Raw genomic sequence first — 13875 nt, forward strand, 5'->3', positions numbered from 1 at the left:
TAAACTATATTCATACAATTTTTAAAGGGTTAAATTACAAAAAAATTCTATTTTCTAGTAATTTAACCCTATTTTAATATTATTTCACTTTTAATTCAGACCATTTCACACTAATTTTATCTGTCATCGTGCGAAGTAAATGTAATGGTGTATATGCACATTTTATTTTTATTGGCTTTCTACGTATGCAATATCCATCCCCACTTAATAATTCTTGATCCATTTCAGTATGTGGCAGTTTCATATTAAAGAAATACACATCGTTATTTTGTGTCGTTCCCAATAAATAACCAATACTTCTCTTTCTAATTTCTGCAAACCATTTTTCATGAGAATAGCTATTTAGACTAGACGTTGTAGCCGCTGTCATAAAGTGAATTCCTTTATTTTTACAGTTTTGGACTATTAGCTCCATTTTATTTTTCGCCTCATAATCAGTAGATAATATAGTTAACATTTGATCAATATCATCAATCGTAATGATTATTCTCTTATATGGAAACTCCACTGTTGCGTTTGGATCTATAGAAGGCATTACTGGTTCTCTATTATTTATTAACTCTAACAATTCATCTAACATTTCTTTTAATTGCATACCATCTGTAACCTTCTTCTTCACATGAGGCAAATCTCCAAGAGCTAATATGCCTGTAGGTCTTTCACCAAGGTCTACTAAGTATAGCTCAACCTTTTCTGGAGAGTATTGGTATGTAGTAGTGAACAGAAGTGTTTGTAATAACGATGTTTTTCCACCTTCTATTCTTCCTCCAACAAATATATGACTCATTTCATCTAAAGAAAAACTTTGTAAACGAATATCCTCTGTTTCTATACCTGCTGAAATTTGTGCTGTTTCTAATTTTCCAACCATATGCTCTACAAATATTTCTTTAGGTACCATTGGAATAACTTTTGCTTTTTCACCATTCCATTCTCCATTCATTTTTTGAATAATTGTTTTTAATTGTTGAGAGTACTCAAGTTCACTTTCACCAATAAACGGCAATGCTGCTTGGAATAATTCCGGCGGTTGTCCTTTCATTAATCCACGGCCAACGGGAACTTCAATTAATGGGAATTTAGGTCTACCAACTAAGTTATGATATTCTGTTCCATCTTGCAATTCAAATGTAAGTGCCATTGGTATATTATTACGAACACGATCGAACATATCAATTGTTTGATTCAGAGAGAAATAGAAATATACTCCGTATGTACTTGATTCACGCAATAATAATTCTAATACTTCATTTTCTTTCTCGAATTCATTTTTGAATCTTATATAACCATCTACCATTACTACTATAGCTGGTATTTTCTTTTCTACCATTCGGTTATACATAGAGAATGACTTTGCACCGATATTAGAAAAACTCTCTTTTCTATGCGTGATTTCCTTCTTTAAAAATCCGAATAGACGTTTCATCTTTTCATTTTCGCCTTCTTGTACAATCCCGCCTATATGAGGTAAATCTCTAAAATCTAAGAACATACGACCAAAGTCAATAACATAAAAATTCACTTCTTCTGGTGTGTGAGATACAGCTAGAGACATCATAATGGTTTGCAACATCGTCGTTTTCCCTGTACCTGGCATACCATATATATTTAAATGCCCTTCTTGTAAATCTAACTTCAGAGGAAATTGTGCTTGATTTGCAACATCATCAATTAATCCTACTGTTACTTGTAAATATTCTTTCGGTTTATTCCACTCTCGAATTGTCCAATTTTCCATAGCATAAAATTCTTTTAACAATAATTTTTCCGGTAATGGATCCAGCCAAGGTCCTGGTAATGCTTTAATATTTTCTTTTTCTGATACGCTCTGGACATATTGAATAAAAGCTTGTAGTTGTTTTGGACTATTTGTCATTGGTTTTGGACGCTTTTTCACTTTTATTCTTTCACCCGAAAGCTTAACTTCTGTAAAGTCAACAATATCAAGGACTTTCTCTTCATCTGGATTATAGGGTGCTCCGCTCCATGCAGATTGGAATAATTCCAATACTTCATTGCTACCAACTTGGAGATACCCTCGTCCTGGTACATTGATTTTAGATGCATCTGGAATCTTTAACATTTCACGACTATCCGCATCATCTTGTACACGTAAACAAATTCGAAAACGCGAGTTACTCCAAATCTTGTCATTTACAACCCCTGAAGGTTTTTGAGTTGCTAATAATAAGTGAACTCCTAATGTCCTTCCTATTGCAGCGACACTAATTAGCTCGTCCATAAATTCCGGTTGTTCCTTTTTCATTTGAGCAAACTCATCAATAACAATAAATAAATGTGGCAAAGGTTCTTTTTCACGCCAGCTTGTTTCATAATATTCATCTAGATGCTGGACATTTCCAGCTTGAATGAATAATTTTTGTCTACGCTCTAATTCTGCCTTTAATGAAATTCTGGCACGCTCAATTAAGTTTGGATCTTCTAAGTTCGTAATAGATGCAATAATATGCGGTAATCCCGCAAATGTGTTTGACATTCCACCACCTTTATAGTCGATAAGCATAAATGCCATCTCATGAGGATGATAGGTTGCCGCTAATGCTGCTATTATAGACTGAATAACTTCACTTTTTCCTGATCCAGTTGTACCAGCCATTAGACCGTGTGGACCATGCCCTTTTTTCTCTATTTTATCGTGAATATTTAGAAAAACAGGTTTACTTCCTTCTCTTACACCAATTGGAACCGGTAATGAAGTCGGATATCGATTTTCTTTCCATCTCTCTAGCACTTGTAACTCTTCCATATTTTTAGCTTGAAACAAGTCTAAAAATGTTAATACTTTCGGAATGTTGGCTGCTGTAGAACTTTTCATTCGAATTGGAGCAATGCTTCGCGCTCCTAGTTCACATCGTTCGAATGAAAGTCGATCTACTTTAAAACTAGCACGTGTTGTTCCACTGTTTTCAGCTGAACTTGAAAACGTTTCTACTAACTCACCATTTTCTCCATTTAAGCTTATTACAAGATCACATTCCATCGGTAACCGTTCCCTTTGTTCTGCAAAAATAAATGTAGAAGCTCCTACACCTTCACCTTCTCTAAGTAACATTGGAGTTAAAGGATCATCCTCTAAAAATTCTCTCGCTGATAAGAAAAAGACATACATTGGAATTAAAGGAACTTTTGCATCCGCTTGCGCAGAAGAATTATAGATTCTACGCATATTAAGTGGGGTGAATAGTACTTCAGCTAGTTTCTGTGCATCTTGTTGATTTTCAGATAAAAAGCGCATACTTCTCTGTTCATCCCATACGTGAGGAAGCCACCTCATCCACTCCCACTGCTTTTTCTCCTTCTCATGATAAAAGGCCGCTATTTTCACTTCATTTGGTGCATGATGTGTCATAATTTGCGTCGTTACAATTCGAATAAAGTTTAGTCTATCTTCTTTATTTCCGACTACACCAATTACATCGTTTTTTTTCAAAGAAATTGAAATGTGTCCATTTGGTATCGTATTGAAGTCCCTTTTCACATTTTGTGCTTCTGTAACTAATGGATTTTCTTCATAACCTTTCTGCTCAGGCACTTTCAACTCTACAAGGAAGGGTCTTTCTCCTGTTCCAATACGAATATCTAAAAAATCCGGACTTTCAGGTGTACGCTCCCATAAATTACTTTCCCGGTTTTCAATTCTTTGTACACTTTTTAATGGGCTTGGATTTTGTGTAATTAAATATTTTGCTTGTTCAACCTTTAACGTATCTAATTCCATTCGATGCTTTTGAATTTGCTCTAAGTATCTTGTTTGTAATTGTTCAACCATTTGACGATGTTCTTTCTTTTTACGGAAATGCCCCATGGTTGTAATTACATATGACCCCAACATTGGAATACTTGAAACCATCATTAATGGCATATAACTTGAATTCATCTTCATAAATTTCATCATTACAAAATATAAGATCAATGTTAAAATCGTCATCATTGCTGGCAATAGCATTGTTTCAATTGAAAATTTAGGCTCCTCCGGTATATTCGGCGGATCATGAATAATAACATCCCCTGTTGGTATATCTACTTTCACACGCGGAGAGCGTTGAAAATACGGTGATTTTTGCACAAAACATTTCTCCTTCCCCACTTAAAAACTATTACTCAATGATTTTCCATACATAATCTTCTTCATTAGAAGGTATATCTGATTTAATAGGTTCGGTATGAGCTTCTTCCGCCGGTAGCATTTCAAAAGAAGAAATAATCGCTCCTTTTTTATGCAACATTACATATTGCCCATCCCAAACATCACTATCTCTCAAAGTTTCATCATCCCGAATAGAATGCCATTCTTCTTTATCTTTTGTCACTCTAATTTCATAGATATTGCTTAACGCTTCATCTATTTTTTCATGATGTAAAATCGCTTCAATAATTTGTACTACTTTTACATCATTAGGAATCGCAATATCTATTTCTTCATTTGATTGCTTTATGTACGTCACAATAATCTCTTCCACGTTTATTCACCTTTTTCCATCGTGTTGTTACCAAGAAATATCTAAGAATGAAATATCATCGCTTGTCGGTGAGCACTGCGCCCTTTCAATTTCTTTTAGGACTTCCTCAAAGTTATACTGCATAAGTGACATTAGTCCGTCTGAATGAACAACAATCCGATTTACTTCTTCTCTGGATAATGTCTTCGAAAAAACCTCCAATTCGCTACCAATAATGCCACGCTGTGTAGACCATCTTTTCTCTATATTTCTCTCAAACTTCACTACATTCGAACAATTCTTCTTATCTTGAAACAATTGTACAAATGAATCACCATGTACAACTATCATTATTTGTACTTTGTCTTGATTTGGAATGAGCTCTATTTTCCCACCGATAAACATCGCTTCACTACCTTGTTTTCGCTTTTCTTCCAATACATCGCGAAGTAACCACGGTGTTTCTTCTGGCAATCGAAATGCACTCACTTCCTCTGAAGCTTCTTTTATCCAATTATTTAACTGCTCATCTAATAGTGTAGGAATATCCTGTCCACTTTCTTGACACGTTTCAAACAAGTTTAATAACTTCATACCAAGAAACTCTGCAGCAATTTCACCGTGAAAAGACATCCCTACACCATCACATAACACAAATATGAAACTAGTTCCATTATCTTGAAATACTAGGAAGTCTTGTCCACTCTCATTTAATTCCTGTGTTTCTTTAGCTCTTACGTAACTATATCGATAAGTAAAATGTTTACTTTTCTTTTCTTGTAATACCGTTTCTTTCTCTTGCGACAGGGTATATTTCACCATACTTATCCCTCCTATCGAACTGGCGTTGCAGCAGACATTTGAAATCCAAGTGATACTAAATCCGCATTTGTACCAGGAAACATCATCACCGCACCATCTGCAATATGGAAACCATGTTCAGTCATCATCTCACGATAGCTTTGAGGGATAGGCGATGAAAGACTTTGCAACTTTGCACCGTACTCATCTGTAATTTCTGTATTTGGCATAATCCCTTGCCACTTCTTTATGCTAGTAATTTGTTCTTGCATAATTTCATCTGAAATAAAAATATTTTCAATTAGTACATTTCCATCAGGTACAGACATATCCATAATTCTTCGCACAATTAATTCTGGATCTTCACCAGTTGAAGCCCCGTCTGTCATATGACAGACAACAGGCGCTGGCCCGTCTTGTAAATTTGGTAATTCCTTTTGTAATAACTTCTCCACTACAGAGAAAGCTTTTGCTGTATCAGTTAAGCGATGCGTTTGGATTTTTTCAAGCGGACGCAGTCTTGCTACTTCGTCAATTGTTTTCACCCCACCCAATAAATCAAAAACATGATCACTATAGGCTAAAATAGACAATTTATACCTCGGGAGCAAACGACTACCTTTTGTTGAACGGAATACCATTTGGCGAATTGCTAAAGAAAGAGCATCTGTTACAATATCAATTCTTCTTTTTTCTTCTCCCCCTGCATCCATCATTTGATTCATTGATGCGCTTACATCAAGAAGATAAATTATATACGCTGGTGTTTGTTGTGTTGCTTGTGTTTGATATAGCATGTTTCATACCCTTCCATACATTATTATATGAACTATTTTTATATTCATATTTTATTATAACTTATGAATTTTCTTTTTCTCAATTCATTATAAAATTTTCTTGATATAATTTACATTTTCCCCCACAAAAAACCATTGTTATCTCCTTTAACTTATGTTGAAATGCATAAAACCCTTCTATATTATAGAAGGGTTTTAATGTTATGGTATAAGACGTGTACAATCTCTCGGAAAAGCGCTCGCCTCTCGTACGTTTGTTAATTCTAAAAGTTTATATACAACCCGTTCTAATCCAATTCCAAAGCCACCATGCGGCGGACATCCGTAGCGAAATGTATCTACATACGATTGAAATTTCTCTGGATGTAATCCTTTTTCTTTAAATGATGCGAGTAACATTTCATGATTATGAATACGCTGTGCACCTGACGTTATTTCTAATCCTTTATATAATAGGTCAAATGAATCCGTTATGGCTTCGTTCTCCTTATTCGGCATTGTATACATAGGTCGCGCTTCTTTTGGATAATGAGTAATGAATACAAATTCACTATTATATATTTCTTTCACATATTTCCCCAGTAATTTTTCACCTTCTGTATCTAGATCCCCTATAGGAGATTCTTTTCGATACTTACTTTTCAAAACTTTTTGTGCTTCTGATAATGTGATTTTAGGAATTTCTGCAATGATAGGTACTGTTATTTGTAATAGCTGTAGTTCTTTTTCACATTTTTCTCCTACTTGTTGAAACATGTATCGTAAAACATCTGTTTCTAATTGCATCACTTCATGAAAATCATTTATAAACCCAAGTTCTACGTCTAACGATATATATTCATTTAAATGTCGTGAAGAGTTATGATGTTCAGCCCGGTACACAGGAGCAATTTCAAAAACACGCTCGAGTCCTCCAGCTACCATCATTTGTTTATAAAACTGTGGTGATTGAGCTAAATACGCTTCTTTTTGGAAATATGGAAGCTTAAAAACATTCGCCCCGCCCTCTGCTCCTTGTGAAACAATTTTCGGCGTAAATATACGTGTAAAATCGTTCTCCGTTAAATATTCACTAAAACTTTGAGCGAGTATAGCTTTCACTTTAAAAATCGCCGCGGTTCGCTCATGTCTTAATGATATTATCCGCTCATTCAATATTTGATCTAAGCCAACTTGTAACTTCTTTTTATTTATTTCAAATGGAAGTGGTTCCGCGCCATTTAATATTTTCACTTCGTGAGCAAGTACTTCAACACCTAATTCTGTTTTCGTTGTCTCTACAATCCCTCCAATTACTTGAACGACACTTTCAACATCAACTTTGTAACCAGCTAACTCGCTTTCCAAGACACATTGAATAACTCCTGTTCGGTCCCGTAATAATAAAAAACTAACATTCCCTAAATGACGAATCTTTTTAACCCACCCTTGTAGTAATACAACTTTCCCACCATGTTCCGTACATTCTCGAGTGAGTGAGCGCTTCATTATTTGATTCATTATATTTCCCTCCAGTAGTTTTAGTTTTATTTACGTTATTGTTGTCATCGTCATCATCCACGGTCACTCACCTCCTTTCAAAGAATACAAAAATCCGCCCCTATAAATAGGGACGGATTTTTCCGCGGTACCACCCAAATTGTCATACTGACCATCTTAGTCCTGATAACGGTAGGTACCGTTTGCTTTTACTAATTATCACGTTCAAAGCAACACTCACAGGTGTCTTTCCATCATGCGGTATCGCAATCTTCCCAGCAACCGATTGCTCTCTGTAGACCCTTGCATCATGTACTTTTCCTGATCATCACTTTTTATATTTACAGAGTATTCTAACTCTTGCTTTTGTAAAATGCAAGCCTTTTTATTAAACTCTACAGTTATTTAGTAAGTATTTTTTACGTTTTATTATTATTTACCCATGTAGATTTACATTAGTTTTTTAATCCCCTTCGACAACTTCCATTTTATTACATAATTTCTGTATTTCCCACACATATTAATATCAAAATTGTAACGGAGGTATACATATGAAAAAAGCAATTAGTTTCTTCTTCCTTTTATTTTGCCTAATTGTAGTAAATGAAACATACGCCTATTCACCAAAATCTTTACCAATCTCTCAAAATTCTGATCAATGGCGAGTGAATATTGCTGAACCGAAAAAAATAAGCAAGAATATGCTTCAAGCTAAAAAAGATGAATTTCAAACATATCAATTTTCAGTAACGAATGTTGGAGAAAACGAAGTATATAACGTACAAGTTGAAGTCTTCCGTAATGAACCAAATATGAAAACAAAATACGAACTCTTTTCCCTAGAAGAAAGTCGACTAGCAAGCGGAAAAACTGGATTCAGACATGCTAACTTCCCTGTTGCTACAAAATCAAATGAAGTGGACGTGATCATTACGTGGCAAGAACATCCTTTCCGCTCGATGAGAAACGGTCAAAAAGTTGAGTCTAGAAAATTTAAAGAGCATTTTGTTTTTAAAGATACAAAAAAGTAAATGGAATGTGGATATATTCACACTATCATTGATATCACCTAATTTACTCATACCAGTTCTTAGAAAAATAAAAAAGTCGTGGCTTATAAAATGCCACGATTTTTTATATTAATTCGTACTAATTCCTCTTGCTGCCCAAATACGATCGATATCAGCAGCGTGTTGTCCGCCATATAAAAGAGCATCTGCTTGCTTAATTGCTTTTGCCCCATCACGGAATTTCGCATTTGGCGTTAATGACCAATGTGATTGCAAAATAATTTTCGTTGCTACATCACGGCCAAAAGCTTGTGCCATTTCGTATTGGCCTTGTGCCCAAATTTCCCCATCATTATGCACTTCGTTCGTTATATCTTTCGGATACACTTTATTCGTATCTAATCGGCGTAAGCATGTCGGATCTGAACTAGAATACGCAGTCGCATCCCATTCTCCAATACATGCTTTTCCGTAACCTGTCGTTGATACCGCATCTTCATAAGTAGCGCCTAAGAAATCTCCAAACCCTTCTCCCATCGCTCCGCCTTCTGCTGAACTTCCAAAGCCAGATACTTGATTGTCTTGAATCGAATGTCCATATTCATGTGCGATAATGCCCGCATCTTCCGCATCATCCACTCCGCCAGTACCAAATGTTAATGCTTTCGTTGATGGTGAATAAAATGAGTTATCATCAGTTGTACCATTTACATTCACTTTAATGGAACGGTTATTAATATTTTTAAAGCCTAATCCTTGAATGTAACGCTGTAATGTATCAATATGATAATACGACATAACATCTTCAAAGCTATCATTTGCACGTGTATAGTTGAATTGTAAATTTGTAGATTTTGTCTTCGCTTTTGAAGAAATCGTAACATACTCTCCAATTAAAAATCCTGTACCATCTAACCCTTTTAAAGTAACGGTTTTCAATTGATTCGTTAAAGCCGTTGAATCTGCATCTTTATTATCCTTTAACCCTGCTAAACTACCACTTGATACGACAGGGTTAGGTAAAAATACTTTTCCTGTTCCTTCTGCCTTTCGGTTTATATCAACCTTTTTTATTAGCTTCCCATTTTCCGCATCAACAAATGTTTCCCATGCACCGAAAGGTTTATTAGAATGGACTAAAACTTTGTATACTGGGATAGCGATTCCCTCTTCAATAATATATCCGAATTCTTTCTCTGTAGGAGCCCATAAGTTTTGCTCACTTTCCCCTCCAACATACGCCATTGATTTCTGTTCTGCTTCTTTTTCACTAATCTTTTTCGTTATTTCCTTCACATTTTGAACAGGCTGGTAATCCGACACAGCAAGTACTCCTTGCCCTTGTCCATTAATAGTAACTGTTATTTGTTTTGAAAATACAGGAGCACCATTGACTACTTGCTGGAACCGAACATATGAAGCTACTGATGTATCCGTTGTAGAAATATATTGTAAATCGGAAAGGTCTGGCTTTAATCCGTATTCCGTAGCATGTCCTTTTAAATATTCAATTGCTTTCTTTTGCGACGAATACGCTTCTAGCTTTACTTGTTGTTGTTTTTCTAGTGCCGAAACAGTAGAAATTGTCCCCATTACTAATGGTACAGTCATTGCCATTGCCACCATTTTTTTGTTAAACATAGAACCACTCCCCCTAATAAATTGAAACCTTTACCCCATTCCTATAAGGCTATTACTGTCCACAAGTAACGAAATAAAGTGAATCTACGAGTAATTCTATATGAGCAATTCTATTACCTTTCCATTTAGGGTAAGTGAAATTTTCTCAATATTTATGTGTAAAACGAAAACAATACTTTAGAAATATATTTCTTTTCCAGTCATACAAAAAGGAAGTTGGAATCATTCCAACTTCCTTTTTTCTTTAATTAGCCGCGCTTAATTTAATACGGACTTTTGTCTCACCTAAGGAAATTTCATCGTCTTTATTCGTTAAGTGACTAAATGTAAATTGCTTGACGAGCAAGTTTTCTTCCAACAAATCTTTATGATTCGTTAACGTTTTCTGTAGTTCTTGCTCTGTATCAAGAATAACATCTACTCGTAAATTAACTGGTAAATTCAACTGCTTACGATATTCTTGAACGGCGCGAATAAATTCACGCGCTACCCCTTCTTGTAACAATTCTTCCGTTACATTTGTATCTAACATAACCGTATATTGTCCGTTAGTTGTATTAGAGAATCCTGATTTCGCAACTTTCTCTACCAATACATCTTCAGCCGTTACAACCACTTCTTCTCCTGATGCAGCTTCATATACTACTTTTTCAGTTGAAACAAAGTTTTGTACTTCTTCTTGTGATAATTGTTTTAACCAGCCGTTTACTGCATTCACATTCTTACCGAACTTTGGCCCCGCCGTTTTAAAATTCAATTTTAATTGATAGGATGTATACTTCGTTTCATCGAGTTCAACATGGAACGTCTTCACATTTAGCTCATCCATAACAATATCACGATAAGGTTCCCAATCGATATCATTCTCTTTATGCTCAAGTAATACAAGTTCTGATAATGGCTGTTTTACTTTTAAAGAATGTTGATTACGGTTACTTCTTCCTAGTTCAACAACTTGTAAAACAGCATCCATTTCCTCTTCCAGTTTCGGCTGAATACGTGATTCATTTACAGCTGGATAATCTTCTAAATGAACGCTTCTTCCTTCTAAATTCAAATGAATATCTTCAGCAACAAATGGTGTAAATGGTGCAATTAATTTACTAATTGTTACAAGTACTTCATGAAGTGTCTCATATGCAGCTGCTTTTTCAGCATTCATACCAGATTCCCAAAAACGATTACGTGATCGTCTTACATACCAGTTACTCACTTCATCTACAAGCGCCGCAATTTCACGAGCTGCATTCGTAAACTGGTAATCATCAAGTGCTGTTCTTACCTTTTTCGTTGTGCTATGCAATCTTGATAATACCCATTCATCTAATTTCGTATGCTTTACGTCATACGTATCTTTCGGATTATACCCATCTAAATTTGCATATAAAACGTAGAAACTATACACATTGACTAACGTATCTACAAATTTAGATTTCGCTTCCAGTACTGTTCTTTCAGAAAAACGCTTCGCATTCCAAGGAGCACTGTCAACGAGTAGGGCCCACCTTAGTGCATCTGCACCAAATTTCTCTACTAAATCCACAGGGTCTAGTGCATTGCCTTTACTTTTAGACATTTTCTGTCCTTCTTCATCTAAAACATGCCCGAGTGATAATACTCGTTTATACGGTACTTTTCCAGTGTATAGTGCTGATACTGCTAATAAACTATAAAACCATCCGCGCGTTTGATCAATTCCTTCTGCAATAACATCTGCTGGAAACTGTTCTTCAAATAACTCTTTATTTTCAAATGGGTAATGATATTGTGCAAATGGCATGGAACCACTATCAAACCAAACATCAATTACTTCTGGTGTACGGTTCATTGTACTTCCGCATTTTCCGCAGCAAACTTGTACTTCATCCACGTATGGCTTATGCAATTCTAAATCTTCAGGTGTTTCTTTCGTACTATGCTTTCTTAATTCGGCAATACTTTTCGGTGCGAATTGATGATCACAGCTCTCACATTCCCATACGTTTAATGGTGTTCCCCAGTATCTATTTCGGCTAATATTCCAGTCCACCATATTTTCTAAAAACTTACCAAATCGTCCATGTTTCATATGATCTGGATACCAAGTAACAGAATCATTATTTTGTAAAAATGTATCTTTAATTGCAGTTGTTCGGATTAACCAACTCTCTCCTGCATAATACAGTAACGGTGAATCACAGCGCCAGCAATGTGGATAGCTATGTTCATACTTTTCTTTATGATATAGTAACCCTTCCTTTGCTAAATAACGAACGATATCAACGTCACAATCTTTTACAAACTTACCTTTCAAAAACGGTACTGCTTCCGTATACTCACCTTTTTCATCTACAACATGTAAGAATGACAATCCTTCACTTTGAACGACTTTATAATCGTCCTCGCCATATGCTGGAGCGATATGAACAAGTCCTGTACCACTATCTGCCGTTACGAAATCTGCTCCGATAACGCGGTAGCCATTTGTAACTTCTTTCATCGGAAATGGTGCTGTATACGATGTGTTTACTAATTCTTCACCTTTATGAACAGATAATACTTCATAGTCTTCTTTTAATACATCTTGTACACGTTCTTTCGCAACAATGTATACTTGATCTTCTTGTTTTGCTTTAACATATTCCATATTCAAATGTACAGCGAGTGCTACATTCGCTGGAAGCGTCCAAGGTGTTGTCGTCCACCCAAGGAAATACTCATTTTCACTATCTTTCACTTTAAACTTAACTGTTGCACTTAAATCTTTTACCGTTTTATACCCTTGTGCCACTTCATGTGAACTAAGAGAGGTTTGACAACTTGGGCAGTATGGTGAAACTCTATGCCCTTTATACAACAAGCCTTTTTCATGAATCGTCCCTAAAATATGCCATACACTTTCGATATATGGATTTTCTAAAGTAACATATGGATCATCCATATCTACCCAATAACCGATACTTTCAGTGAATTCACGCCACTGCTTCTCATATGTGAATACACTCTCTTTACACTTCTTAATAAACGGCTCAATTCCGTACTCTTCAATTTCATGTTTACCCGAAATACCGAGTTGTTTTTCAACACCTAATTCTACAGGTAAACCATGTGTATCCCAGCCCGCTTTTCTTAATACTTTATAGCCGGCCATCGTTTTATATCTTGCTACTACATCTTTAATCGCCCGTCCGAGCGCATGACCGACGTGTGGTAAACCATTCGCTGTTGGTGGCCCTTCATAAAATACGAAAGATTGTGCACCTTCTCGATTCTGAATTGATTGCTCGAAAATACGTTGTTCGTTCCACTGCTTACGAATACGTGCTTCTCTCCCTACAGCTGACTCTTTTACATCTACTTTCTTCATGTACAATCACTCCTTTGAATTTTTTAAAAAAGCACACAAAAAACCCGTCCCTATGAAGTAGGGACGGGTTTACCCGCGTTACCACCCTAATTCTATTAGCTTTTCACTAATAGCACTTAGCAACGTACTAACATACGCGTTCTTTGTAACGGTAGACATCCGTCCGGGCTTACTTATGTTCAGCCACGGCTCCTCGGAGATGATTTTCAAATAACGTCTGCACACCGGCTTTCAGCAATACACCAGCTCTCTGGAGAACAGCTCACTACTTTACTCTTTCTCGTCTTCAGATTTGTATACTTTATTAAAAGTTATTTTATGCCATCGGGCAATCAATTGTC

General features: G+C 35.8%; 8 protein-coding genes and 2 other annotated features. Of the genes, 1 reads left to right on the forward strand and 7 read right to left on the reverse strand.

Features of this window, described 5'->3' with window-relative positions:
• Positions 1-79: 79 nt before the first annotated feature.
• The 5 genes from essC to aspS all read right to left on the reverse strand — a co-directional run bounded on the left by essC (position 80) and on the right by aspS (position 7558).
• Positions 80-4087, reverse strand: a complete 4008-nt coding sequence (essC, locus tag COC96_RS01875; protein WP_142339943.1) for a type VII secretion protein EssC — start codon at positions 4085-4087, stop codon at positions 80-82.
• A gap of 31 nt (positions 4088-4118) precedes the next feature.
• On the reverse strand, positions 4119-4481 hold the full coding sequence (locus COC96_RS01880; protein ID WP_098266648.1) for an EsaB/YukD family protein: 363 nt from the start codon (positions 4479-4481) through the stop codon (positions 4119-4121).
• Between the two features lie 27 nt (positions 4482-4508).
• Positions 4509-5282 (reverse strand): protein phosphatase 2C domain-containing protein, encoded by a 774-nt coding sequence (locus tag COC96_RS01885; protein WP_098768168.1) that lies wholly within the window; start codon positions 5280-5282, stop codon positions 4509-4511.
• A gap of 11 nt (positions 5283-5293) precedes the next feature.
• Positions 5294-6058, reverse strand: a complete 765-nt coding sequence (locus tag COC96_RS01890; protein ID WP_098768169.1) for a vWA domain-containing protein — start codon at positions 6056-6058, stop codon at positions 5294-5296.
• A gap of 201 nt (positions 6059-6259) precedes the next feature.
• A complete protein-coding gene (aspS, locus tag COC96_RS01895) occupies positions 6260-7558 on the reverse strand; it encodes an aspartate--tRNA(Asn) ligase (RefSeq protein ID WP_098768170.1) in 1299 nt (432 codons plus the stop codon).
• 105 nt (positions 7559-7663) lie between these two features.
• Positions 7664-7875: a binding site (T-box leader), on the reverse strand.
• Between the two features lie 213 nt (positions 7876-8088).
• On the opposite strand from aspS, the gene COC96_RS01905 reads away from it, so the two are divergent.
• Positions 8089-8568 carry a hypothetical protein gene (locus COC96_RS01905; RefSeq protein WP_098266644.1) on the forward strand — a complete coding sequence of 160 codons (480 nt, stop codon included), beginning with the start codon at positions 8089-8091 and terminating at the stop codon, positions 8566-8568.
• 108 nt (positions 8569-8676) lie between these two features.
• Here the strand turns inward: COC96_RS01905 and COC96_RS01910 are convergent, their stop codons facing one another.
• Both COC96_RS01910 and ileS read right to left on the reverse strand, forming a co-directional pair.
• On the reverse strand, positions 8677-10188 hold the full coding sequence (locus COC96_RS01910; protein ID WP_098266643.1) for a M36 family metallopeptidase: 1512 nt from the start codon (positions 10186-10188) through the stop codon (positions 8677-8679).
• Positions 10189-10432: 244 nt separating this feature from the next.
• Complete coding sequence (gene ileS, locus COC96_RS01915) at positions 10433-13534, reverse strand: isoleucine--tRNA ligase (RefSeq protein WP_098266642.1); 3102 nt, start codon at positions 13532-13534, stop codon at positions 10433-10435.
• Positions 13535-13590: 56 nt separating this feature from the next.
• Positions 13591-13830, reverse strand: a binding site (T-box leader).
• Positions 13831-13875 lie beyond the last annotated feature (45 nt).

The organism is Bacillus cereus (genome assembly GCF_002577405.1).
In the GTDB taxonomy this organism is placed as follows: Bacteria; Bacillota; Bacilli; order Bacillales; family Bacillaceae_G; genus Bacillus_A; species Bacillus_A cereus_AU.

Excerpts from the sequence above, each read along its gene's own strand:
- COC96_RS01885 (WP_098768168.1), bottom strand. The coding sequence starts at position 5,282 with ATGGTGAAATATACCCTGTCGCAAGAGAAAGAAACGGTATTACAAGAA.
- COC96_RS01890 (WP_098768169.1), bottom strand. The coding sequence starts at position 6,058 with ATGCTATATCAAACACAAGCAACACAACAAACACCAGCGTATATAATT.
- aspS (WP_098768170.1), bottom strand. The coding sequence starts at position 7,558 with ATGAATCAAATAATGAAGCGCTCACTCACTCGAGAATGTACGGAACAT.
- COC96_RS01905 (WP_098266644.1), top strand. The coding sequence starts at position 8,089 with ATGAAAAAAGCAATTAGTTTCTTCTTCCTTTTATTTTGCCTAATTGTA.
- COC96_RS01910 (WP_098266643.1), bottom strand. The coding sequence starts at position 10,188 with ATGTTTAACAAAAAAATGGTGGCAATGGCAATGACTGTACCATTAGTA.
- ileS (WP_098266642.1), bottom strand. The coding sequence starts at position 13,534 with ATGAAGAAAGTAGATGTAAAAGAGTCAGCTGTAGGGAGAGAAGCACGT.